The sequence below is a fragment of the Kluyvera sp. 1366 genome, assembly GCF_054823405.1.
This window is the reverse complement of the sequence record NZ_JBTRDW010000001.1, coordinates 207,733-230,456: the sequence shown is the minus strand read 5'-3', so window position 1 is coordinate 230,456 and position 22,724 is coordinate 207,733. Positions and strand designations below refer to the sequence as shown.

Below are 22,724 nucleotides of genomic sequence, written 5' to 3'. Positions count from 1 at the left end.
GAGGTAAGGTCACGATGAATAACCTGCATTACAAAAGCTTGCTGGAAATTGGCCGCTTGATTCAGTCGGGCGAAATCTCTTCGGTAGACGTCACGCAAACCCTGCTGACGCGCATTGATACGCTCGATCGCGACTTACACAGCTACTTCTACGTGATGCGCGATAGTGCACTGCAACAGGCGGCCGAAGCCGATGCTGAAATAGCCCAGGGCAAAATGCGCGGTCCGCTGCACGGCGTGCCGATCGCGCTGAAAGATCTGATCTGGACCAAAGACGCGCCCACCAGCCACGGCATGATCATCCACAAAGATCGTTACCCTACAGAAGACTCCACCGTGGTGGAGCGCTTCCGCGCGGCGGGTGCGGTGATTCTCGGCAAACTGACGCAAACCGAAAGCGCCTTCGCCGATCACCATCCTGATATCACCCGGCCCAATAATCCGTGGGGCAGCGCGCTGTGGACCGGCGTCTCCTCCAGCGGATCCGGCGTCGCCACCGCCGCAGGGTTATGCTTCGGCTCAATTGGCACCGATACCGGCGGATCGATTCGTTTTCCCTCCAACGCCAACGGCCTGACCGGCATTAAACCGACGTGGGGCCGCGTCACGCGTCACGGTGCCTGTGAACTGGCGGCATCACTGGATCATATCGGCCCGATGGCACGTAACGCCGCCGATGCCGCCGCCATGTTGCAGGCGATTGCCGGTCGCGATGATAAAGATTCCACCTCCAGCAGCGAGCCGGTGCCCGATTATCTGGCGCTGATGACGCGCGGCATCAGCAAGATGCGTATCGGTGTTGATAAAAGCTGGGCGCTGGAGAAAGTCGACGAGGAGACGCGCGCTGCGCTGCAATCGGCGATCGCCACCTTGAGTTCGCTCGGCGCGACGCTGGTAGATATCACCTTGCCCGATACCGAAAAAGCCGCCGCCGAGTGGAGCGCACTTTGCGCCGTGGAAACCGCGCTGGCGCATGAAGAGACCTATCCGGCGCAGAAAGATCACTACGGTCCGGGCCTCGCTGGTCTGCTGGATCTCGGTCTTAGTATCACCGCGCTGGAGTATCAACGTTTGCTACTTAGCCGTGCGGCGCTGCGCGGCGATATCTCCGCGCTCTTTACCCAGGTTGATCTGATTCTGGCACCGGCTACCGCGTATGCCGGATTAACCTGGGACACCATGACCCGTTTTGGTACCGATCAGGCACTGTTTAACGGCGTGCTGCGCTATACCAGTGCATTCGATGCCAGCGGTCATCCCACCATCACCCTGCCGTGCGGCAAAACCGCAGGCGGCGCGCCGATTGGCTTCCAATTGGTGGCAGCACATTTCGCCGAAACCACCATGATTCAGGGCGCGTGGGCCTTCCAGCAGGTCACCGACTGGCATAATCAGCATCCTGCGTTGTAAATCTGCGTCGTTTGCCGCCCCGATAGCTTTGGGGCGGTCATTTCACCCGCTCATGGCCTGAAACTTGCTTCAACTTCCTGACTTCCGCCCTTTTTCGCCATGTTTAGGGGATGCTGATATGAAAGAGCTTTTCACCACCGACGATCTCGATAACCGTCATCGCTTCGATGCCTGGCGTGATGCGGTGTGCTCGCGTCTGATTAACGCCCAAGCGCGACAGATGCATTCAGGCACTTTTTCCGGCAGCTTTGCCTATTCGATGCTCGGTCACATGGATATTGCCAATCACGTATCGCATACCGCGCTGATGTGGCAACGCACAGCAGAATGCATCCGCCGCCATCCTAATCACGATTTCTATCTGGGCTATGTCTGCGCCGGCAGCGGCACGCTGCGGCAGAATGGCCATCAATCACGCGTCAGCGCCGGCGATGTGGTGATTTACGATGCTGCCACGCCGTTTGATTTTACGATGGAGAAGGTGGCGATCAATATCGTGCATCTGCCACGTCACATCATGGAGAAGGAAGCGCCTGCCACCGCCAAACTGGCAGGCAAAACGCTGGATCTCACGCGCCCCGGCATGGCATCGCTCAAGCTGCTGCTGCAGGAAGCGTTCGTGTTTAATCCCGACCGCGAGAACCCGTTTCTGGCCGAGCAGTTTGCTAACACGCTGCTGAATATGATTTCGGTGAGCGTCAATTTGCAGCACAGCGAAGAGGCGCTGAAGCCGGATCTCTACTCACGCGTGGTGAGTTTTCTGCGTCACAACCTGCAGGAGCCAGAGTTGTCGGTGGCGCAGATCGCCAATGCGCATCACGTCTCGCCGCGCACCATCAGCCGGGTGTTTGCCGCGCACGGCACCACGCCGATGAACTTCCTCTGGCAGGAGCGTTTGCAGGCGTGTCATCGCATTCTCGCCGAAGGCAAAGCGCGCAATATCACCCAGGTGGCGTTGGATCACGGCTTCAGCGATATGTCGCACTTCAGCCTGGCGTTCCGCAAAACCTTTGGTTATACGCCCAGCAGCCTGTTACGGCAGCCGGACGCGCCGCTACTTTTGTAGCGTGGTGATCACGCGCTCGGCGGTGTATTCCATGCTGCTGCGCGTGTTCATCGCTTCACTGCGCATCAAGCGATACGCTCCCGATTCATCCAGCCCGAAGGTTTGCATCAGCACGCTTTTGGCCTGCGCCAGTCGCTCACTCCGCGCTTGACGCGCCTGCTGTACCGCACGCAATCGCTGCTGATGACGCACGGTTTTTAGCGTGCCAATCATTTGCACAATCAAGGCAAACGGATTGAGCTCACGCGCAGCGATAGCATTCGGCTGGAGTTGCAGCAGTAGCGGAAACAACCGCGCGTTGTGGCTATCCGCCAGCGCGATGATAGGAATATCCCTTTCGCGCGCGCTGATAAACAGCGGGGTTAACAGTGGCTGCTGATGCATATCGATCGCCACCAGCAACAGCTGCGTATCCGTGGAGAGTGACGCGGCAGGCGGCCAGCTGTGCTGCGCGTGACAGCCCAGCTGCGTCAGCGAGGCGCAAAACGCGCGCACGCTCTGTGAATCAGGATGGAAAATATGCAGCCGGACACCAGAAAGCGTTGCCAGTAATGATTGTTCAGTCATGGTTCACCCTATGCGCATCCTGAATGAGGAAAGCTCACAGTAAGCGAGCGGATGCGTTAACGCTTTGCTGATGCTGCCGGGTGCTGTGTCAGGGCGGACAATGTCCGCTGCGCGCTGATGCCCTCACCCCGGCCCTCTCCCAAAGGGAAAGGGAGACACTGCCATATACGAGCCCGCTCAATCTGTCCCCTCTCCCGCCTGCGGGAGAGGGCTAGGGTGAGGGCAAGGGTAAAACAGCTCAAACATGAAACCCCAAAAACTGCTCCGCCACGCTGGCGCTCGACTGGGTTTTCGGATCGATCTTCTGCACAATCTGCCCCTTTTCGATCACATGGATCTGGTCAGAGAGCGCGTATAGAAACTCGATATCCTGTTCCACCAGAATGATCGAAATATCCATCTCATGCCGCAGCCGTCGTAACGTCTCGATAATCTCCTCGCAGATATTCGGTTGAATCCCTTCCGTTGGCTCATCCAGCAGCACCAGCTGCGGCTGGCCGCACAGGCAGCGCGCCAGCGCCAATAGCTGCTGCTCGCCGCCTGATAGCGCCCCACCCGGGTGCGCCAGCAGGCGTTTCAGGCGCGGAAAATACGCCAGCATCTGCTCGATAATCTCTCCGGCGCGGGAAAAATGTTTCACGCAGCCCATGCGCAGATTTTCCTCAACCGTCAGCTGCGGGAAAATCTGTCGGCCTTGCGGCACAAAACCGATGCCCGCCACCGCCCGCTGGTGCGCCTGATAACGGGTAATATCGATGCCGTTCAACGCGATCTGGCCTTGCCAGGCCGGCAGTTCGCCCATAATGGTGCGCAGCAGCGTGGTTTTGCCCATGCCGTTGCGGCCCAGCACGCCGGTAAACGACTTCGCGCCGACAAACAGCTCGGATAAGTTCAGCACCGGAATCTTGTTGTAACCCGAGACCATCTCTTTAATTTCAAGCATGTTTTATCTCCAGATTGCCGAGATACGCCTCTTTCACCCGCGGATTTTGCGTCACCTCGCGGAAGCTGCCTTCCGCCAGCACCGCGCCCTGGTTAAACACCGTCACCTGCTGCGCAATCATGCTGATGAACTCCATGTCATGCTCCACCACCACCACCGTGCTCTGCTGATTAATCGCCTTGATCAGCTGCGCGGTTTTGCGCACTTCCTGATGCGTCATACCCGCCGCCGGTTCATCCAGCAGCACCAGCTGCGGTTTGGAGATCAGGATCATCCCCAGCTCCACCCACTGCCGCTGACCATGCGCCAGTTCCGAGAGCACCGCATGTTGCAGATCGACCAGACCGATATCCTCCAGCACCTGTTCTATGGCCGCCGGCAGCGCCGCTTTCGCCAGCTTATTCGCTGCCGCCTGCCACAGGTTTTCCCGCACGCTTAAGCCTTCGAACACGCTCGGCACCTGAGTTTTAATGCCAATCCCCAAACGCGCGATTTCCCATGGCCGTTTGCCGGAGATCACCTGTTCGCGATAGCGGCACTCGCCGCGCGTCGGCGTGACCTGGCCGCTCAGCATCTTGAAGAAAGTGCTTTTGCCTGCGCCGTTAGGGCCGATCAGGCAGCGCAACTCACCTTCACGTAGGGTGAAATCCACCTCTTTCACCGCATGCACGCCGCCAAAACTGACGCCCATTTTGCGGGTTTCCAGTAACACGTTGGCCGTCATGGTTTCACCTCACTGACCTGCGCGCGGCTGGCAGGCGCGGCGGGACGCTTGCGCCGCCACAGGCGCTGCAACGTTGGCAGAATGCCGCCTGGAATCAGCAACACAAACACCGCCAGAATCACGCCGAGCACTAAGTTGACATCCACGGTTTGCTGCGCGCCCAGCCGCGTCACCATCCACTGCAACAGCACGCAGCTGATCACCGGACCCAGCAGCGTGCCGCGGCCACCGACAATCACCCAGATGATGATCTGCGCCGACTGGCTGATGCTAAACACGCCGGGACTGACAAAGGCACCCCAGTTGACGTACAAACAGCCCGCCAGTCCGGCAATGGCCGCGCCGATGGCGAAGGTTGCCAATTTATGCGCCGGCACGTTGTAGCCGAGCAATCCGGCGCGCTGCTCGTTCTCACGAATTGCCACCACGGTTTTGCCAAAACGGCTCAGCAGCACGAACTTCAGCAAGGCGTAGCACAGCGCCAGACATCCGGCGGTGACCATAAAGATCGCCTCGGGCGATAAAATCGCCTCCGGCTGGAACGGCAGGTTAAGCGTCGGCACCGAAGGAATGCCGTTAAAGCCGCCCAGCAACGCCTCGCCGATGTGGTATTCGCTGCCGGAGGTGGAGTTGACCCAGTTAAACAGCACCAGACTCACCGCCAGCGTGATGGCGCCGAGATAGACATCGCTGACGCCGCCATAAAAAATCACATAGCCGAGCAACAGCGAGAACAACGTTGGCAGCAGCACCGCCATCACCACCGCCCAGGTCGAATCGCCCCAGTTGATAGCGCAAATCGCATAGGTGTAGGCCCCTAAACCGAAAAATGCCGCCTGACCAAAGCACAGGATGCCGCCGTAACCCCAGATGAACGCCAGGCTGAGCGACAACAAACCCATCACCAGAAACACCGTCAGCGACAGCAAGGTGTAGAGCTCAATCGCGCCTGACAGCCACAGCGCCACCAGCACCATCGCCAGTGAGATGACGATAATCTGGATCTTTTCCGAGAACAGTTTCATTACAGCGATCTCCTGAAGAAGCGTCCGGTGATGCCCTGCGGCAGCAAGCGCAGCAGCACAATGGCGCTCAGCAATAGCGCGACGGCACCAAACACCGGCGTGGAGAAGTAGGTCACCAGCTGCGAAATGGTGCCGAATAACGTCGAGGCGGAGAGCGTTCCGGCGATGATGGCGCTACCACCGCCAATCACCGTGATAAAGGCTTTGGCGATAAAGCTGACGCCAATGGTCGGGATCACGCCGGTAATCGGCGCTAACAGCGCGCCGCCTAAACCCGACAGCGCTGCGCCCAGGCCAAACGTCAGGCTGTAGATTTTGCCCGGATTGCTGCCGAGCGCCGCCGCCATGCGCGCATTCTGCATGGTGGCGCGCGCGCACAAACCTAAAGTGGTGAAGCGCAGCAACAACCACAGCGCGCCGAGCAAGCCGATCGCAAACACAATCATGAACAGCGAATAACCGCTGGTGCTGTAGTTGCCGATATTGACGCTGGGCAGCGGTGAACTGATGCCCAGCGTGGTGTTGCCGAACAGCATGGTGGCGGCACCAATCAGCGCCAGACTCAGCCCCCATGTCGCCAGCATGGTGTCGATCATCCGTCCATACAGATGACGGATAATCACGCGCTCAATCACCGCGCCAAACACCCCCACAGTGAGCGGCGCAATCACCAGCATCGAGATCCAGATCGGCACGCCCCACTGATTGGTGGCGAGAATGGCGCTGTAGCCGCCCAGCATCATGAATTCGCCGTGCGCCATATTGACGATTTTCATCATGCCGAACACCACCGCCAGCCCGACGCTCATGATCACCAGCACGGCGATGGCATTAAGCACTTCAATGGCGAAGATAATGAACAGATCCATAGCGGCTCCTGTCACAGCTCAATTTGATACTGTTTGGTATCGCGCGGGTTTTTCTTCAGATCGCACACCATCGCGGTATCCACCGGCGCTTGATCGGTGAAGGTTTGCAGAATTTTCATCTGATGGTTTTCCACTTCGGCGATATGCACATCCAGCGAACAGTGATGCGTCGCAGGATCCACGCTCAGCTTGCCGCTCGGCGAGGTCAGCGTGACGCCGGACTCCAGTGCCTCGATCACCTTCATGCGATCGATATCGCCCGCTTTGCGCACCCCTTCCGCCCAGATCAACATGCCCTGATAAGCGCCCATCGCCAGGTCGCTGATGTACGGCGTATTGGCGCCGTAGCGCGCATGGAATCGCTCAACGAAAGCTTTGTTTTCCGGTGAGGGGATTTCCTGCATATAGTTGGCGGCAACCAGAATGCCGTTGCTCTCTTCCGGCGACAGAATGATATGTTCGTTGCCGCCGCCAAACACCGTGGAGGCAATCGGGATCTTGCCGCTCATACCAGCCGCATGCCACTGGCGATAGAAGGAGATGTGCGCGCCACCGACCAGCGCTGACCACACCATGTCGGGTTTGGCGCTCTGGATTTTAGAGATCGCCGCACCAAAATCGGTAACATCCAGCGGGAAGAATTCAACCGTTACCACTTCACCGCCATTATCGTGCACCGACTTTTTCACCCACGCCGAGACGATTTGGCCGTAGTTATAATCCGCCGCCAGCACGTAGACTTTTTTGCCCCACTTCTTCACCGCATAAGGCACCAGCTTTTCCACGGTTTGTGCCGGCGTAGAACCGGATGAGAAGTAATTGCGATCGCACACGCCGCCTTCATATTGCGCCGGATAAAAATAGAGTGAACGGAAACGATCCAATACCGGACGAATAACCTCACGCGAGGCCGAGGTAATACCGCCATGCACCACCGCCACTTTATCTTTCAGCGCCGCCTGCTGCGCATATTGCGCATAAAGCTGCATATTGGATTGCGCATCGTAATTAATCACTTGCAACGGTCGACCTAATAAACCACCCGCCGCGTTGATCTCTTCTGCCGCCAGATTAATGGCGTTCGACATCGGCTTACCGTAAATATCGAGCCCGCCGGATAAGTCGAGAATACTGGCGATTTTGATGGCATCTTTGCTGTCGGCGGCGAAAGAGAATTGAGGCGCAACGCCTGCAGCCAAGCCTAATGCCGAAACGGCTGAACCCTGGATAAATGAACGACGACTAATAGCCATAGCAACCTCTTGAAAAGAGAAGGATCAAACAGGAGTGTTTCCGGGAGGCCGGAGAGAATAAAAGCGATCTACAGACGGCGCTGTCTGCATTGACAAGAGGGTTGCCACATCGTTGGGGCGTTGTTTTTAATAAAGCAAGAAGTGGGCCAAATTAATTAGACTCTGCACATTCACATAGCGGCGCGATTCATTGCGCGATAAATCGCGCCGCTACGACAACGTGCGCACTGTTAAATGGCAATGGGCACCAATTAGGTGCGAGGTCGCCCTTCATGGCGACCTCAATAACACTTAATTAAAAAACTTAATATCCGTCGGCGTGGCAATCTTCGCCACTTCACCCGCGGCTTTCAGCACACCGCTCTGTTCATCGAAATGGAACAGGGTGATGTTATTGGTAAACACGTTCGCCACATAAAGGTATTTGCCGCTGGCATCAAAGGCGAAAGCGCGCGGTTCAATGCCATCCGCTTTATAGCGCACCGGCGATCCCAGTGAACCATCCTGCTCAATGCGGAACACCACTAAGCTGTTATCCGATCCACGATTAGCGGCTATCACAAATTTGCCGTTCGGGCTGAGGATAATGCCGCCGCCGCTGCGATACTCGGCGCTGCTGTTTTCCGTATTCAGTTTGACGCTAGATTGCTGCTGCAGACGATCGTCCTTAACCGCAAACACCACCACTTCACCGGCCATTTCGGTTATGACATAGGCGTGTTTACCATCTGGTGAAAACACCATGTGGCGCGGGCCAGAACCGGCCGGGAAGGCGACATCGCGCGAGGTATCCGCTTGCAGCGGCTGAGCATTGCCGGCGTGATAGGCATAAGCGTGCAGTTTATCGCCGCCGAGATCTGCAGCGTAAAGGTATTTGCCATCATGAGTGAAGGTGGTGGAGTGCGCATGCCCGCTATCCTGACGATCTTTCACTGCCCCGCTGCCGCTGGCGAACGGGAAATTCTGTACCTGCTCGCCGAGCGAACCGTCGTGATGAATCGGGAATACCGCCACGCTGGCACCGCCTTTAGCCACCGAGTAGTTGGCGACAAACAGGAATTTCCCGTCCGGGCTAATGGTGGCATGCGTCGGCTGCTGGCCGTGGCTATCCACCGCGTTAATCACGCGCACTTCGCCGCCGTGATCAATCGCCAGCGCAGTGACGGCACCGGCGTTTTCTTCGTTAGTGGTATAGGCAAAACGTCCATCGTGCGATTTCACAATCCACGATGGGCTTTTCATTTTGATGAAATCGAGCGGCGTCAGCGTGCCGTCGCTATTGACCTTCAAACGGTATAAACCTTCGCTGGGATGACCTGGATTTTGCACTAACGGCGCATCCGGGATGCTGGTCCATGTGCCCACTAAAGCCGTTTGGTTATGATGTTCCGCTGCAGTTGCCATTGCACTTCCCGCTAATGTGAAAACAGCTAGCGATAATGCCACGCTTAAACGTGACGCCATACCGCCAGACACCGTTTTATAGTGATTTTTCATTGTGGTACCCACCATAATCGGAATGTTCTTTATAAAAATCGTTCGCAGAGTTGGATTTTTTATTGTGATTGCGGCCAATGCTGCAGGCCGCATAACGACTATAGTGGGATTGCTTTGATTCGCGGCGAACAGGCGTGATCGTGTTCACATTATCGTGGATTTATCCGCCGTTAGAGCACGATTACCTCCAAACGTGGCAGCCGGAATAGCACAAATGCGTAATTCTTATTATTACTGCGTTTTCCTGCATGCTTTAATACAGCCCTATTAACATGCCAGGGATGCTGACGTTGCTATGCTGCAGTTTTCAAATGGTTTTCTGCTGAGTTTGTCGTTATGCCTTGATATTGGTCTCGCCAATATCGCCATGATCACGCTGGCGATGCAGCGCGGCTATTTTCACGGTTTTTGGTTGGGGATTGGCACCTGCATTGGTGACTTAGTCTATGCGGTGCTGGCGCTGGCGGGCATGGCGATAGTGCTGCAATTCACCGCCGTGCGCTGGATATTGTGGATTGGCGGCGGTGTGATGCTGCTGTGGTTTGCCGGGAAAATGCTGTATGCGGCGTTGCAAAAGCAGGCTGCACTGCCGGAAACCGAACAACAGCCCTATCGATCGCTGCTGCGCGAGTTCAGTCGTGGCGTGATGCTGGCGATGTCATCGCCGACCGCGATTTTGTGGTTTGCCAGCGTCGGCGGTGCGTTGATTTCCCGCATGGGACACGGCAGCGCGGCGGCAACCTCATCGTTTCTTGGCGGCTTCTTTATTGCGGGCGTAGTGTGGACCTGCGTGCTGTGCCTGGTAGGGAGCATGGGCGGCAAGCTGCTGGGGCAGCGTTTGTTGAAGTATTCCTATCTTGCTTCGGCGTTGATTTTTGTTTATTTCGCCATCTATGTGATTTGGTCGGGTTACCGGGAATTTATTCTGGTTTGATAGAAGGTCGCCATTCAATGGCGACCGCAACCAACATCACAACCCGGCAATCCGCTTCAAATCGGCTTCCGCGCCTGGCGCAACCGCCAATACCTGTGCGCCTTTCAACAATCGTTCACCTTCGGTATTGAACGGGTGATACCAGCCGCCCGCTTCCTTCACCAGGCAATAACCGGCCAGGCAATCCCACGCATGCATGTACGGTTCGTAATAACCGACCACGCGCCCAGCCGCGACCCACGCCAGCATCAATGCGCCGGACCCAATGCGGATAAAATTCCCCCCTGCCGCCAGCAGCGATGCGAGGATTTTCCCTACTTCATCCGGGCTGACGTGGCTGTTGGCACCAAAACCGGTGACGTGGTTTTGCAGCGTGCGCGACGCATCCACCTGCAAGCGCTTGCCGTTGAGCGTGGCACCCTGACCCATCGCCGCCACGTAACACTCCTGATAAGTGGGCGCGAAAATCACGCCAATCACCGGCACGCCGTCATGCAGCACCGCCACGGACACGCACCAGTTCGGCATGCCGTTAAGGAACGGGCTGGTGCCGTCGATCGGATCGACCACCCACGTATAACCCGATGAACCTTCCTGCAATCCGTACTCTTCGCCGAGGAAACCGTCGTCGGCAAACTGCGCGCGAATTTGCTGGTCGATCATCTGCTCCACTTCGCGGTCAGCGCGCGACACCACATCCTGCAAATCGTATTTGGTCTCCACCACCAAAGTTTCACGCTGATGGAAATACTCCAGCGCCTTCGCGCCGCCGGCGCGTGCCACCTTCTCCGCCAGAATCAGGCGCGATAACAGCGGGTCATTGTCTAATTCACTCATCATCCATCCTTACATTAACCGGCAATCAGGGCCAAACCCTGAGGTTTAAAATCAATCGCGACGTTCGAGGCCAGCGGCAACTGCTGCTCCATCTCGGCATCGACAATAAACAGTGAACCCAATTCGGTGGCGACTTCATATTCGATATGGTCGCCGAGCCAGGTGCTGTGTGTCACTTCGCCGCGCAGTGCACCTGCGCCTTCTCCGCGCAGGGTGATGAATTGCGGTCGCACCGACAGCTGTGCTGCGCCGGTTTTCAGGCCGTTGCCGCGCACGCGATAGCGCTGGCTGCCGAGTCGCACCAGCGCTTCGCTGCCATCAAGCTGCTCCACTTCGCATGGCAGGATATTGGCCTCGCCCATAAAGTCGGCGATAAACACCGAGTTCGGCGCGTGATAGAGACTTTCCGGCGCGCCCTGCTGGGCAATATCCCCCTCTTTCATGACAATAATCTTATCGGAGACCGCCAGCGCCTCTTCCTGATCGTGCGTGACGTACACCGCGGTGAAGCCGAGCCGCTGTTGAAGATCGCGGATATCGGTGCGCACCCGGCGACGCAAACGCTCATCGAGATTCGAGAGCGGTTCATCCAGCAGCAGCACCTGCGGCTCCAGCACCAGCGCGCGCGCCACGGCAATGCGCTGTTGCTGCCCGCCGGAGAGCTCAGATGGCAATCGCTGGCCCTGATGTTCGAGGCCCACCAGCTTCAACCCTTCGCGCGCGCGGTCCTGCGCTTCACGCTTATTCATACCCGACGACTGCAAGCCATACATGATGTTGTCGAGCGCGCTCATGTGCGGGAACAGCGCGTAAGACTGAAACACCATCGCCACGTCGCGCTCATTGGCGGGCAAGTTGGTGACATCTTTGCCGCCAATCAAAATGCGCCCGGCGCTGGGATGCTCGAGCCCGGCCAGCAGGCGCAGCGTGGTGGTTTTGCCGCAGCCGGATGGACCCAGCAGCGTTACCAGCGTGCCGGGCTCCACCGTCAGCGAGAGATCGGGAATGGCATCAAAACCGGCAAAGCGTTTCGAGACGTGTTCAAACACCACAGATCCAGCGGTTACGCGTGTCATACGGCTCTCTCCTGCGTTAATGAGGTTGTTGCGGGCGGCACCGCAATATCGACCGGACGGGCCACGCGGCGCAGACGCCGTTCGCCCACCAGCCACTGGAACATGCCGATGATCAGCAGCATCACCACAATCAAGACGGTTGAGTAAGCAATCGCCACACCGTATTCGCCGTTTTCCACCAGCCCGACGATGTAAGAGGTTGCCATGTTGTATTGCGCGCTGACGAGGAAAATCACCGCACTGATTGAGGTAATGGCACGCACAAAGGCATAGACCAGCGCGGCGCTGATGGCGGGCTTCAGCAGCGGCAGCACCACTTTGCGCAGCGTGCGGAAGCTGTTAGCCCCGAGCGTTAATGACGCTTCATCCAGACTTTTATCCAGCTGGCTCATCGCCGCGATGCCGCCGCGCACGCCGACCGGCATGTTGCGGAACACAAAACAGGCTACCAGGATCATCGCGGTACCGGTGATCTCCAGCGGCGGCAGGTTATAGGCCATCACATAACTCACGCCGATCACCGTGCCGGGAATGGCGAAGCTCAGCATCAGCAGGAACTCGAAGGTCTGACGACCGGCAAACTTCTGCCGCACAATTAGCCATGCGGTGAGCAGGCCGACAATCGCCGTCAGCGGCGCGGCAATCAGCGCGATCTCTAGCGTGGTCCAGAACGAGTTCCACGCCACGCCGCTCCACAACAGATGCCCGTCGCTGAAGCTGACGCCGAAGGCGCGCACGTAATGCTCGATGGTCAGCGCATCATTCAATCCCCACGACTGCACAAAGCCGCCGACCACAATCATGCCGTAGATCACCAGCGTGAACAGGCCCCACGGAATCACCATGCCGTATACGCCAAAGCGCAGCACGCGCGGCAGCTGCACATGTTTGCCGCCGTCGCCTTTGCCGGTGACGGTGGCGAAGTTTTTACCGCCGAGCCACCAGCGCTGCAGCACAAAGGCCGTCAGCGTGAAGCACAGCAGAATCATCGCCAGCACCGCCGCACGACTTGGATCGTTCTGCGCGCCAACTACCGAGAAGAAGATCTCCGTGGAGAGCACGCCGTGACTGCCGCCCAGCACCATCGGATTACCGAAATCGGCCATGCTTTCGATAAAGCTAATCAGGAAAGCGTTGGCTAAACCCGGCGCCATCAGCGGCAGCGAAACGCGTGTGAAGGTGCGCCAGCGATTGGCACGCAGCGTCTGTGATGCCTCTTCCAGCGACGGACTAACACCTTCCACCACGCCAATCAGCACCAGAAACGCGATCGGCGTAAACGACAGCACCTGCGCAATCCAGATGCCGGTTAAGCCATATAACCAGCGGCCCGGCTCGATGCCAAACAGCGCCGCCAGATGTTCCGTCACCACACCGGAGCGACCAAACAGCAGGATCAGCGCCAGACCAATCACAAACGGTGGCGTGATGATCGGCAAAATGGTCAGCATGCGCAGCGCTTTCTTAAACGGCAGCGGCGTGCGCGTAGCGGCTAAGGCAAACGCCAAACCGAGCAGCGTTGAACCGGCGGCGGTCATCAGCGCCAGCCACAATGTGCGCCACGCGGTGCCGCAGGTGCCGCCCGACAAACAGGACAAGCTCCAGATCGACGGATCCTGAATGTTGCTGATCAAGCCATCCGGTTTGAAGCTGCCGTCTACGTCCTGCACCGACACCACAAACATGCTCAGCACCGGGTAGAGCACAAAGATGCTCACCAGCGCAGTGAGCAGCACCAGCGACGCCACCACAAAGGCGTCGCCTTTCATCACGCCGCGTTCGGCCAGCGCAAAGGAGAACAGCAGCAGGAAAGTGGTCAGTAACAGCAGCGCACCTGCGCCCATCGCCGGCTGGCCCGATGCGAGCGCGCCGAAGCGGTTTTCCAGCCACAGCCAGTTCCAGCCGCTGTAGCCAATGGCGTGACCTTCGATGATGAGGAACAGCACGCCAAGTGCGCTGAACAGCAGCAGCAAACGGCTACGCGCCGCGCCTGGCAGGAGGCCGCAGCCAGCGCACAGCACAAACAGCGCGATGGCGATGATGAGCCACGGATGTTCGCCCACTTGCCACAACGCAGGCGCGATGGCGCTATCGCTCCACAGGCTGGTTAACCAGCCGCGGCTGAAGAAACCGGCTTCCAGGCTGAACCACGGCAGCAGCAGTAACGCCACTGCGCCGATGAGCAGCGCGCCTGTCAGACGACGATTATTTGCATTCATCCAATCCCCCAAAACGTCATTGCGTGCACGTATGCGTAGCGGCGCGATTTCTCGCGCGTCTTTGCTTTTCAACATTCGAACCGCATGCACCGACGAACAACGCGCAATAAATTGCGCCGCTACGGTGTGCGCAAATTCTGTTACTGCGCGCTGGCACCAATCTCTTTATCCCAACGTCCCAGTAATGCTTTACGTTTGGCCGAATCGCCGTAGGTCTTGAAGTCGTAATCGATCAATTTGATGTTCTCAAAGCGCGGCGCGTACTCAGAAATCTCCGCGTTGCGGTTCGACGGCAGCTGGAAGGATTTGGCCTCTTTCATATGCGATTGCGCTTCGGCGCTCAGCGCCCAGTCGTACCAGACTTTGGCGTTAGCGAGGTTACGCGCTCCTTTAACAATCGACATTGAGCCAATCTCATAGCCCGTGCCTTCACAGGGCGCGACGGTCTTGATCGGGAAACCGTCGACTTCCATCGCCACCGCATCATGCATAAACACAATGCCAACGGTGGTTTCGCCACGCGCCGCCGATTTCACCGGCGCCGAGCCGGATTTGGTGTATTGCGAAATATTGGCGTTGAGTTGTTTCAGGTAATCAAAGGCCTGATCTTCACCCATGATCTGCACCAGCGTCGCCAGCGTGTTGTAGGCCGTGCCCGACGAGTTCGGGTTGGCGATCTGGATTTCCCCTTTGAAGCTTGGGTCCAGCAGATCGGCCCAGCATTTCGGCTCTTTAAGCTTTTTCGACGCCAGTAATTTGGTGTTGTAACCCCAACCCAGCGCGCCGGCGTAGATGCCCACCGTGCGGTAATGAGAGTTTTCCGCCTGCTTCTGCGCCCAATCCTGCTGCTGATCGAGCAGCGGCGATTTGTACGGCTGCGTCAGCCCCTCTTCCGCCGCCTGCATATGCGGATCGCCGGTGCCGGCCCACCAGATATCAGTGCGCGGATTGCGTGCTTCGCTGCGCAGGCGTGCATAAGCTTCGCCCGCCGAGAGGCGCACCATGCTGACTTTGATATCCGGATGCGCCTTGCTGAAGATGTTGGTCATGTGCTCGCACACCACCACATCGGCGGAGCAAACCATGTTCAGATTGCCCGCCGCCGAAGCGGCAAAAGGTATGGCAGTACAACAGAGGGATAGCGCGATGGCCATTGAGGTGACTCGCATAGTGTTCTCCTGAATTGTAGGGTTGGTGCTTCATTGGCACCTTTTCTTGCACGTGTGTGCAAAGTAGTAATGAACAAGAAATGTCCTGTCAAACACCACGCTGCGCAATTGTTAGGCGATGTCACAAAAATGCAACAAATGAGATCTAAAGCGGTTTGCACAGCTTTGCAATCTGAGGCAGACTCAGTTGCAGCCAGATTGTGAAGAGGTGTTGAACATGCAGCATGAGAAAGCGGTGGTGAGCGCGCAGGATGTCGCTGAACGCGCGGGCGTATCGCGCTCAGCGGTGTCGCGCGCGTTTACGCCGGGCGCCAGCGTGTCACCGGCAACGCGAGAACGGGTGATGAAGGCGGCGGAAGAGTTGGGGTATCACGTCAATCATCTGGCACGCGGTCTGGTGCGTAATCGCAGCAGCATTGTCTGCCTGATCGTCTCGGAAATCGCCACGCCCTATCGCGCCAGTCTGGTGCGCTGGCTGACGCAGTTTTTGCAGGAAGCGGGCAAAGTGGCGATGCTGATCAACACCGATCGCTCGGATAACAGCGTTTCGGCGGCGCTGCAGCAGGCGATTAATTTCCGCGCCGATGCCTCAATCATTCTCTCCGGCATGCCGGATCGCACCATCACGCGCCAATGCTATAAACACGGCCAGCGCATCATTTTGATCAACCGCGATGAAGCGTTGCCGGGCTCGCTTAGCATCAATCTCGATGCCGAAAGCGCCGCGCAAACGGCGGTAATGGCGTTTCAGCGCGCCGGTTGTCAGCATCTGGCATTTGCCAATTCGCTGGCGGGCACGCCGAGCTTGAAAAAGCGCGAAGACACCTTTGTGCTGGCGGCCGAACGGGCGGGATTAACCGTGACCATCGAACGTTTTGGTACCACCTCTTACGAGAGCGGGCAGATTCTGGCGCACCGCTTGCTAACGCGTCATCAGCGACCCGACGGCGTGTTTTGCGTCACTGATTTGGTGGCCTGCGGCTTTATGGATGAGGCGCGCCACCGCTTTGCGCTGCGCGTGCCGGAAGATCTCTGTTTGATCGGTTACGACAACATCGCGCAGGCCGGCTGGTCATCCTACAATCTCACCACGTTTTCCCAGCCGGTTGAGCAGTTCGCGCAGGACGCGGTGAAGTGGTTGATACAAACCGAGCAGGAGGAAACCGGCTTCACGCCGCAAGTTGAACAGCAGCACGACAGCCTGCTGTATCAGGCCGATGTGGTGTGGCGTAGTTCGGTGCGCGGCGGCTGACAAACATTTTTTACCACGCCGCGTAACCAATGATGCGCCGCGTCGTTTTCCAGTTGCGGATGCCACAGTTGTGACACTGTCATTTCTGGCGTGGCGAACGGCAGTTCAAACATCGCTAAGCGGGTGCTGTTTTTGATCAACGGATGATGCAGAAACAGCGAACGCGGCACCAAAGCGATGTGATCCGATTCCTGCGCCAGCGCCACCGCGCTGGAGAATGCCGCTACCACCGCCGCCACCTTGCGGGTTAATCCTGCCTGCTGCAGCGCATCGTGAATCGGCCCGCCAAGCTCACCGCGCCGTGACGCCACGATATGACCAAAAGCGGCGAACTGGGTGATATCCAGCCGCTGCGTGAGCGGATGTCCGGCGCGCACCACGCCAACGAAGCTATCGCCGAACAGCGCCTGCAGGCGAATCTCCGGGCCCATATTGCCCAGCACGCCAATCTCCAGATCGATGTTGCCTTCGCGCAAATCGCGCGCGCTTTTCTCCGGCTTGGGCACAAAACTGAGCCACGCGTGCGGCGCCTGGTGCGCCACGGCAGCGATGAGCGCGCTGCCAAAGGCTTCGACGAATCCTTCATTGGTGCGCAGGGTGAAGCAGCGATCTAGCTGATGCAGATCCAGCGACTGCGCCGTTGGGCTTAACACCGCACGCGCCTCGCGCACCGTGTGATGCGTGCGCTCGCGAATCGCTTCGGCATAAGGTGTCAGCACCATGTTACGTCCGGCGCGCACTAACAGCGCATCGCCGGTGGTGGCGCGTAAGCGTCCCAGCGTGCGGCTCATCGCCGATTCGCTCAAGCTCAAGCGACGCGCAGCGCCAATCACGCTGCCTTCAATCAGCAGTGCATCCAAAGCAATTAACAGATTCAAATCGGCATCATTCATACGCTTTATCCTCGCCTATTGCGCACTTTGAGACAAGGCGTTTGGTGCAGGTTAATACTGCGAGTGCTGCGCGTTCCGCCTGCCCTCGCCCGGCGCTACACTCTTCTTATCGCAAACACCGTGGAGAACAACATGAAGATATTACTGATTGGCGCATCGCGTGGCCTGGGTTTGGCACTGGCGGAAACCATGCTGCAGCGCGGTTATCAGGTAGTCGCCACCGGACGTGAAAACTCGACAGGAAATTTACAACAACTGGCCGATCGCTTCCCCGCACAGTTGACGGTGGAGAGCGTGGATATCAATGAACCGGAACAGGTCGCAGCGCTGCATACGCGGCTGGCGGATTGGCAGTTCGATATGCTGTTCGTCAACGCGGGGGTGAAAAATGATGACCGAGAAACCATCGCCGATGTCACAACCAGTGAGTTCACCCGCGTGATGGTGACTAACGCGCTAAGCCCGCTGCGGGTGATTGAAACCTTTAAAGATCGCGTTACGCCCAGCGGCACTATTGCGGTGATGTCATCTGGCCAGGGCAGTTTAACCAACAATACCAACGGTAATTACGAGGTGTATCGCGGCAGCAAAGCGGCGCTGAATATGTTTATGCGCAGCTTCGCCGCACGTAGCGGCGGCGAGCGCACTTTATTGCTGATGGCGCCCGGCTGGGTGCGCACCGATATGGGCGGCCCGGAAGCGCGTTTGACCATTGAGGAGAGCATTCCGAACTTGCTGAACACCATGGAAAGCTACGCTGGGCGACGCGGAATTCATTATCTGGATTATTTAGGGCGTGTGGTGCCGTGGTAAACGTGCAGGTCGCCATTTATGGCGACCTCATCAAAGCGGCTTACTCTTTATCAGCCCGCGCAGCCTCTCCCGCAGCCAGCGGCTGGCGGCATCTTCGCTGCGCGCGTTATGCCACAGCAGCGACACTTCATAATCCGGCATAGTGACCGGTACTGGCGCGGCGCTCAGGTCATACAAATCGCACCAGGATGGCACCAAACCCTGCGGCACCGTAGCGAACAGCGGCAAACGCTTAAGCAGCATCGGCAACGCGGAGAAATTTGGCGTCACATAGCGCACGCGCCGCGCCACACCTTGTTGCTGCAGCTGCCGATCCAGCACGCACAAATAGCGGATCGTCAAACATCTCGCGCAGACGTTTTAACGCCGCGCTCACTGCCGGTTGTCCGAGATAGAGCCGATTTGCCGCTTGCGTGACACTGCGCACCTCGTACATCACCAGCAACACCACCAGCAAATTCAGGTCGATGCGCGAAAAATCATTTTCGTTGATGCTTTGCATGATTCTAATCGATTTAAATATTGATCGTGCCGCCAGTATAGTGAGGCTTCTTCGCTGCCATTAAAAAATTTAGGAGCACCTGATGACGATTCGCGTCGGCGATTGCCTGATTACCAAAGTGAGCGAACAAACCGCCGCCTTCCCGCTGGGCGTGCTGTTTACGCCACATCGCGCGGAAATGAGTGACGAATTAGCTGAGCAGCCCGCCGAAATGTCGATTCATAGCTGGGTGGTGCGCACCGGTGAACACACCATCATTATCGATACCGCCACCGGCAACGGCCGCAATCGCGATAACAAGCCATTATTTCACCAGCTGAACACGCCGTATGCCGCAAACCTCGCGCAGGCGGGCGTTGATCCGGCGGAAGTGACGCTGGTGCTAATGACGCACATTCATACCGATCACGTTGGCTGGAATACGCATCAGCGTGATGGCGAATGGCTGCCGATGTTCCCGAATGCGCGCTATATCTGCTCGGCGCGGGAACTGGCGCACTGTCAACAGAATCCGGCGGCGCAGGAGCTCTATCGCGACAGTATTCTGCCGCTGATCGGGAGCGGCCAGCTTGAGACTATCAACGTGCAGGATTCACCTTTGTTTGCTGGCGTGCTGCGCTATCTCTCCGCGCCCGGTCACAGCGTTGATCATGCCTCGATCGTGCTGGAAAGCGCCGGTGAATCGGCCATCTTTGCTGGCGACGTGATGCATAATGCTATCCAGTTTCAGTACCCGCACTGGAACTCACTGTTTTGCGAGAATAAAGCGCTGGCGGTCACTTCACGGCAACGGGTGGTGGACTGGTGCGCACAACATCAGGCAATCTGGTTCAGCACCCACTTTACTGGCAGCGCGTGCGGACGCGTCACGCGCGACGGGCAATGGATTCCGCTGGAGGTTTAACCTGATGCAATACGCTGATTATCTCACCGCTTCGATTAACGATTTACAGCAGGCGCTGACCCAGCGCACGGTGAGCGCGCGCCAGTTAGCCACCTTCGCGCTGCAGCGCATTGGCGAGGTGGATCAACCGCGCTACAACGCCATCACCTGGCTGTTTGCCGAACAAGCCCTAGCGGCAGCGGACGCCAGCGATGTGCGTCGTCAGCGCGGCGAGGTGGCGGGACCGCTGGAAGGGATTCCGGTGCTGATTAAAGACAATATCGAAGTGCAGGGCTGGCCAACCAGCGCCGGTTCGGTGCTGCTGCGTGAGGTTATCGCCAGCGACGATGCGCCGCTGGTTACCCGACTGAAAAAGGCAGGTGCGATTCTGATCGGCAAAACCGCCATGCACGAGCTGGCGGCGGGCATTACCGGCGCGTCGTCGTTAAGCGGATTTACTCACAATGCGTGGGTTGAAGGCCGCTCGCCGGGCGGATCGAGCAGCGGTTCCGCCGTGGCGGTCGCAGCCGGTTACGTGCCGCTGGCGATCGGCAGCGATACCGCCGGATCGGTGCGCATTCCGGCAGCGTTTAACCATCTTTTTGGCCTGCGCATGACGCGCGGTGCAATCAGCACCGACGGCATTGTGCCGCTGTCGCCAACTCAGGATATTCCCGGCCCGCTGGCGCGGTCGGCGGCGGATTTACGTTTAGCGTCTGAAATTCTCAGCGGACAACAGTTTGCGGAGAGCGATGAGCCGCTGCGCATCGGCATCTGGCTGGAAGGGTTTGCTGCCGATGAAGACGAGATTAACCAGGCGGTGCGCGCGGCGCTGGCGGATTTCGCGCCGCGTGAGGTGAGTTATCCGCAGCTGGAGACGTTGGCCGCCGACGCCAATATCATCGGCTACGAATTTGCCGCTGCGCTGGCGGCTTATCTGGCGGATAAATCGCAGGCGGAGGTCCGCACGCTGGCGGAAGTGGTAGCGTCCGGGCGCTATCATCCGCAGCTGGAAACGGTGTTTACTACGCGGGCCCAGCATCCGGGCGTTGAGAGTGAAGGTTATCGGCGGGTGCAGCAGCGTCAGCGCGATCTGTATTTGCAGCTGGCTGAATTTTTCGCCGCGCAGCAGATCAATCTGTTGGCTTATCCGGTGGTGCGCCGTGCGCCGGTTAAGCACGGTGAGATGCAGGATGGCAGCAACGCGCTGATTTCAGCGGTGACCGGCGCACCGGCGATTAGCATTCCAGCGGGATTTAGCGCCGCAGGTTTGCCGATTGGGCTTGAACTGCTGGCGCTAAGAGGGCGGGAAGATTTGTTGCTGAGCGCGGCGGACAGGTTTGTTTAGTAGTGCCCACACCCTGGCCCTCTCCCGCCTGCGGGAGAGGGAATGACCAGGTGGAGCGAACGTCAGCTATTAAGCTGCACATTCGGCTCCCTCTCCCGCCTGCGGGAGAGGGTTAGGGTGAGGGAAAACGTGCTTTACCCGTGCAACGCCAATCCCTTAATCGCCTTATCCACCGCTTTTTTCGGGCCGCGCAGCGCAATGCCGACCAGATTCAAATGATCAGCATCCTCCGCCATAAACACTTCGCGGTTCGCCGCGTCGTGGCCGGTAGAAAACATCGCTTCCACGTAAGGAATAATGGTTAACTCGCGCTCCAGTCCCTGACGGTGCGCACGCTGCAAACCGGCCAAATCCCCGGCAAACACCAGCATCGGCTGTCCCGCCATGTTGCCGTACTGTCGCGCTTTGGCATCAACATAGGGTTCGCCCATCATCTCGGGGGCGGCGGACGCCACGCCGGTAGCGAGGAACGCCACCACATTCAGGCGCTGCCAGGTGGCTAAATCATCACGTACGATCAGGGCGATTTTGGTATCAAACATCTGCAACAACTCTCCAATGACAACGAAAACCTCATCATCTAAGAGCAGGTGGGGAAGCGTATAGAACGTTTGTGCACTGACGTTGATAAGCGGCGGGCGTCATGCGATAGGCGCGCTGAAACCAACGGCCCAAATGACTTTGATCGGCAAATCCAACCTGCGCCGCCACCTGCACCGGCTCAATGCCCTGCGCCAGCAACGCGCGCGCGCTGCGCAAACGCAAACGCACCAGATAGGCATGCGGCGATTGGCCGAACGCCTGTTTGAACTGGCGCGTCAGGCGAAATCGATCAATGCCGGAAAGGCGCGACAGCTCATCCAGACCAATATCCTGCGCCATAAAATCGTGCAGATAATCGCGCAGCAGCTGCATCTGACGCATCGCTTCGCTGTGCTGCAGGCTGGGTTTGGTATCCAGATGGCGTGACAGCAGGGTGAGCAAATGATCGAGGCTTTGATCGCGCGCCAACCGCCCTTCGCCCTGATGTACGGCAAACCAGGCTTGCTGAATGGCGCTGGCTAACAGCGCATCGTCAGTCAACGTGTGGCGGAAAGCGCCTTCGATATTCGACACATCGCCCAAGCCGCGACGCTGCATCATTTCCGCCACCCAGCTCTGCGGCAGATAGAGCATCACGTAGGTGAAACCCTCGGCGTCCGGCGCATGGCCATCATGTACCGCACCCGGTTCAATCAGAATCGCCCGGCCCGGCGTGCTGGTGTGCAGCGAACGGTGGCAGTTGAAGCGCTGTAAACCTTGTTGCGTCACGCCCACCAGCAGTTCGTCGTGATCGTGCGGATCGTAAGCGTGTCCGCGAAAGTGCGCGTTGACGCTTTCAATTCCGGTCTCATCATCACGACGAAAATCAACCCAATCATTATTGGCTGGCATAGGCAATCTCT

21 protein-coding genes and 1 pseudogene are annotated in these 22,724 nt (G+C 58.0%); 7 read left to right on the top strand and 15 right to left on the bottom strand.

The annotated features are described in order from the left end of the window. Window positions 1-14: 14 nt before the first annotated feature. Together ACVLVH_RS01070 and ACVLVH_RS01065 are read left to right on the top strand one after the other, a co-directional pair. Window positions 15-1,409, top strand: coding sequence for an amidase (locus ACVLVH_RS01070; protein WP_498948405.1), 1,395 nt, complete (start codon window positions 15-17; stop codon window positions 1,407-1,409). Between the two features lie 118 nt (window positions 1,410-1,527). Continuing rightward, a complete protein-coding gene (locus ACVLVH_RS01065; RefSeq protein WP_110866766.1) occupies window positions 1,528-2,475 on the top strand; it encodes a helix-turn-helix domain-containing protein in 948 nt (315 codons plus the stop codon). On the opposite strand, the gene ACVLVH_RS01060 is transcribed toward ACVLVH_RS01065, so the two are convergent. The 7 genes from ACVLVH_RS01060 to ACVLVH_RS01030 form a co-directional block, all read right to left on the bottom strand. Continuing rightward, entirely contained in the window at window positions 2,464-3,042 is a 579-nt protein-coding gene (locus tag ACVLVH_RS01060) for an ANTAR domain-containing response regulator (RefSeq protein WP_101761709.1), read from the bottom strand. The genes ACVLVH_RS01065 and ACVLVH_RS01060 overlap by 12 nt on opposite strands. 238 nt (window positions 3,043-3,280) lie before the next feature. After that, window positions 3,281-3,985 (bottom strand): ABC transporter ATP-binding protein, encoded by a 705-nt coding sequence (locus tag ACVLVH_RS01055; protein WP_176973110.1) that lies wholly within the window; start codon window positions 3,983-3,985, stop codon window positions 3,281-3,283. Beyond that, window positions 3,978-4,709, bottom strand: coding sequence for an ATP-binding cassette domain-containing protein (locus ACVLVH_RS01050; protein ID WP_137387268.1), 732 nt, complete (start codon window positions 4,707-4,709; stop codon window positions 3,978-3,980). Before ACVLVH_RS01050 ends, ACVLVH_RS01055 begins: the two co-directional genes overlap by 8 nt. After that, window positions 4,706-5,734, bottom strand: coding sequence for a branched-chain amino acid ABC transporter permease (locus tag ACVLVH_RS01045; RefSeq protein ID WP_222183586.1), 1,029 nt, complete (start codon window positions 5,732-5,734; stop codon window positions 4,706-4,708). The genes ACVLVH_RS01050 and ACVLVH_RS01045 overlap by 4 nt, the downstream gene beginning before the upstream one ends. Next, complete coding sequence (locus ACVLVH_RS01040) at window positions 5,734-6,603, bottom strand: branched-chain amino acid ABC transporter permease (RefSeq protein ID WP_280173207.1); 870 nt, start codon at window positions 6,601-6,603, stop codon at window positions 5,734-5,736. The genes ACVLVH_RS01045 and ACVLVH_RS01040 overlap by 1 nt, the downstream gene beginning before the upstream one ends. 11 nt (window positions 6,604-6,614) lie before the next feature. Continuing rightward, window positions 6,615-7,856 carry an urea ABC transporter substrate-binding protein gene (locus tag ACVLVH_RS01035; protein WP_110866760.1) on the bottom strand — a complete coding sequence of 414 codons (1,242 nt, stop codon included), beginning with the start codon at window positions 7,854-7,856 and terminating at the stop codon, window positions 6,615-6,617. Between the two features lie 291 nt (window positions 7,857-8,147). Next, window positions 8,148-9,260, bottom strand: coding sequence for a lactonase family protein (locus ACVLVH_RS01030; protein WP_498948401.1), 1,113 nt, complete (start codon window positions 9,258-9,260; stop codon window positions 8,148-8,150). A gap of 388 nt (window positions 9,261-9,648) precedes the next feature. Here ACVLVH_RS01030 and ACVLVH_RS01025 point away from each other — a divergent pair, with 388 nt between their 5' ends. Then, window positions 9,649-10,287, top strand: a complete 639-nt coding sequence (locus ACVLVH_RS01025) for a LysE family translocator (RefSeq protein ID WP_192413203.1) — start codon at window positions 9,649-9,651, stop codon at window positions 10,285-10,287. Window positions 10,288-10,323: 36 nt separating this feature from the next. Here ACVLVH_RS01025 and ACVLVH_RS01020 read toward each other — a convergent pair whose 3' ends face one another. The 4 genes from ACVLVH_RS01020 to ACVLVH_RS01005 form a co-directional block, all read right to left on the bottom strand. Further along, complete coding sequence (locus tag ACVLVH_RS01020; RefSeq protein WP_101761717.1) at window positions 10,324-11,124, bottom strand: inositol monophosphatase family protein; 801 nt, start codon at window positions 11,122-11,124, stop codon at window positions 10,324-10,326. Window positions 11,125-11,138: 14 nt separating this feature from the next. Then, entirely contained in the window at window positions 11,139-12,200 is a 1,062-nt protein-coding gene (locus ACVLVH_RS01015) for an ABC transporter ATP-binding protein (protein ID WP_061719127.1), read from the bottom strand. Then, complete coding sequence (locus tag ACVLVH_RS01010) at window positions 12,197-14,419, bottom strand: ABC transporter permease (RefSeq protein WP_498948398.1); 2,223 nt, start codon at window positions 14,417-14,419, stop codon at window positions 12,197-12,199. Before ACVLVH_RS01010 ends, ACVLVH_RS01015 begins: the two co-directional genes overlap by 4 nt. Window positions 14,420-14,559: 140 nt before the next feature. Further along, entirely contained in the window at window positions 14,560-15,588 is a 1,029-nt protein-coding gene (locus ACVLVH_RS01005; protein ID WP_498948397.1) for an ABC transporter substrate-binding protein, read from the bottom strand. A gap of 217 nt (window positions 15,589-15,805) precedes the next feature. On the opposite strand from ACVLVH_RS01005, the gene ACVLVH_RS01000 reads away from it, so the two are divergent. Next, window positions 15,806-16,840 (top strand): LacI family DNA-binding transcriptional regulator, encoded by a 1,035-nt coding sequence (locus ACVLVH_RS01000; RefSeq protein WP_498948396.1) that lies wholly within the window; start codon window positions 15,806-15,808, stop codon window positions 16,838-16,840. Here ACVLVH_RS01000 and ACVLVH_RS00995 read toward each other — a convergent pair. Beyond that, entirely contained in the window at window positions 16,798-17,733 is a 936-nt protein-coding gene (locus ACVLVH_RS00995) for a LysR family transcriptional regulator (RefSeq protein ID WP_498948394.1), read from the bottom strand. The two genes, ACVLVH_RS01000 and ACVLVH_RS00995, sit on opposite strands and share 43 nt — an antisense overlap. A gap of 132 nt (window positions 17,734-17,865) precedes the next feature. On the opposite strand from ACVLVH_RS00995, the gene ACVLVH_RS00990 reads away from it, so the two are divergent. Continuing rightward, the gene (locus tag ACVLVH_RS00990) at window positions 17,866-18,546 is read left to right on the top strand and encodes an SDR family NAD(P)-dependent oxidoreductase (protein WP_462063357.1); all 681 of its coding nucleotides are present in this window, start codon (window positions 17,866-17,868) and stop codon (window positions 18,544-18,546) included. A 30-nt stretch (window positions 18,547-18,576) separates the two neighbouring features. On the opposite strand, the pseudogene ACVLVH_RS00985 reads toward ACVLVH_RS00990, so the two are convergent. Next, a pseudogene (locus tag ACVLVH_RS00985) lies at window positions 18,577-19,048 on the bottom strand (LysR family transcriptional regulator). A gap of 82 nt (window positions 19,049-19,130) precedes the next feature. Here ACVLVH_RS00985 and ACVLVH_RS00980 point away from each other — a divergent pair. Together ACVLVH_RS00980 and ACVLVH_RS00975 are read left to right on the top strand one after the other, a co-directional pair. Then, window positions 19,131-19,952: an MBL fold metallo-hydrolase gene (locus tag ACVLVH_RS00980; protein ID WP_498948393.1), complete on the top strand. Its 822-nt coding sequence runs from the start codon at window positions 19,131-19,133 to the stop codon at window positions 19,950-19,952. 4 nt (window positions 19,953-19,956) lie between these two features. Further along, a complete protein-coding gene (locus ACVLVH_RS00975; protein WP_498948391.1) occupies window positions 19,957-21,279 on the top strand; it encodes an amidase in 1,323 nt (440 codons plus the stop codon). Between the two features lie 134 nt (window positions 21,280-21,413). On the opposite strand, the gene ACVLVH_RS00970 is transcribed toward ACVLVH_RS00975, so the two are convergent. Both ACVLVH_RS00970 and ACVLVH_RS00965 read right to left on the bottom strand, forming a co-directional pair. Next, window positions 21,414-21,821 (bottom strand): DUF2000 family protein, encoded by a 408-nt coding sequence (locus tag ACVLVH_RS00970; RefSeq protein ID WP_101761723.1) that lies wholly within the window; start codon window positions 21,819-21,821, stop codon window positions 21,414-21,416. Between the two features lie 34 nt (window positions 21,822-21,855). Further along, window positions 21,856-22,713 carry an AraC family transcriptional regulator gene (locus ACVLVH_RS00965; protein WP_101761724.1) on the bottom strand — a complete coding sequence of 286 codons (858 nt, stop codon included), beginning with the start codon at window positions 22,711-22,713 and terminating at the stop codon, window positions 21,856-21,858. Between the last annotated feature and the right edge of the window lie 11 nt (window positions 22,714-22,724).

Bases quoted from the DNA above. Each gene is read 5' to 3' on its own strand.
- ACVLVH_RS01045 (WP_222183586.1), bottom strand. From the start codon at position 5,734: ATGAAACTGTTCTCGGAAAAGATCCAGATTATCGTCATCTCACTGGCG.
- ACVLVH_RS01050 (WP_137387268.1), bottom strand. From the start codon at position 4,709: ATGACGGCCAACGTGTTACTGGAAACCCGCAAAATGGGCGTCAGTTTT.
- ACVLVH_RS01060 (WP_101761709.1), bottom strand. From the start codon at position 3,042: ATGACTGAACAATCATTACTGGCAACGCTTTCTGGTGTCCGGCTGCAT.
- ACVLVH_RS01000 (WP_498948396.1), top strand. From the start codon at position 15,806: ATGCAGCATGAGAAAGCGGTGGTGAGCGCGCAGGATGTCGCTGAACGC.
- ACVLVH_RS01065 (WP_110866766.1), top strand. From the start codon at position 1,528: ATGAAAGAGCTTTTCACCACCGACGATCTCGATAACCGTCATCGCTTC.
- ACVLVH_RS01040 (WP_280173207.1), bottom strand. From the start codon at position 6,603: ATGGATCTGTTCATTATCTTCGCCATTGAAGTGCTTAATGCCATCGCC.
- ACVLVH_RS01070 (WP_498948405.1), top strand. From the start codon at position 15: ATGAATAACCTGCATTACAAAAGCTTGCTGGAAATTGGCCGCTTGATT.
- ACVLVH_RS01055 (WP_176973110.1), bottom strand. From the start codon at position 3,985: ATGCTTGAAATTAAAGAGATGGTCTCGGGTTACAACAAGATTCCGGTG.
- ACVLVH_RS00990 (WP_462063357.1), top strand. From the start codon at position 17,866: ATGAAGATATTACTGATTGGCGCATCGCGTGGCCTGGGTTTGGCACTG.
- ACVLVH_RS00970 (WP_101761723.1), bottom strand. From the start codon at position 21,821: ATGTTTGATACCAAAATCGCCCTGATCGTACGTGATGATTTAGCCACC.
- ACVLVH_RS00995 (WP_498948394.1), bottom strand. From the start codon at position 17,733: ATGAATGATGCCGATTTGAATCTGTTAATTGCTTTGGATGCACTGCTG.
- ACVLVH_RS01005 (WP_498948397.1), bottom strand. From the start codon at position 15,588: ATGCGAGTCACCTCAATGGCCATCGCGCTATCCCTCTGTTGTACTGCC.
- ACVLVH_RS00980 (WP_498948393.1), top strand. From the start codon at position 19,131: ATGACGATTCGCGTCGGCGATTGCCTGATTACCAAAGTGAGCGAACAA.
- ACVLVH_RS01015 (WP_061719127.1), bottom strand. From the start codon at position 12,200: ATGACACGCGTAACCGCTGGATCTGTGGTGTTTGAACACGTCTCGAAA.
- ACVLVH_RS00965 (WP_101761724.1), bottom strand. From the start codon at position 22,713: ATGCCAGCCAATAATGATTGGGTTGATTTTCGTCGTGATGATGAGACC.
- ACVLVH_RS01035 (WP_110866760.1), bottom strand. From the start codon at position 7,856: ATGGCTATTAGTCGTCGTTCATTTATCCAGGGTTCAGCCGTTTCGGCA.
- ACVLVH_RS01020 (WP_101761717.1), bottom strand. From the start codon at position 11,124: ATGAGTGAATTAGACAATGACCCGCTGTTATCGCGCCTGATTCTGGCG.
- ACVLVH_RS00975 (WP_498948391.1), top strand. From the start codon at position 19,957: ATGCAATACGCTGATTATCTCACCGCTTCGATTAACGATTTACAGCAG.
- ACVLVH_RS01030 (WP_498948401.1), bottom strand. From the start codon at position 9,260: ATGGCAACTGCAGCGGAACATCATAACCAAACGGCTTTAGTGGGCACA.
- ACVLVH_RS01010 (WP_498948398.1), bottom strand. From the start codon at position 14,419: ATGAATGCAAATAATCGTCGTCTGACAGGCGCGCTGCTCATCGGCGCA.
- ACVLVH_RS01025 (WP_192413203.1), top strand. From the start codon at position 9,649: ATGCTGCAGTTTTCAAATGGTTTTCTGCTGAGTTTGTCGTTATGCCTT.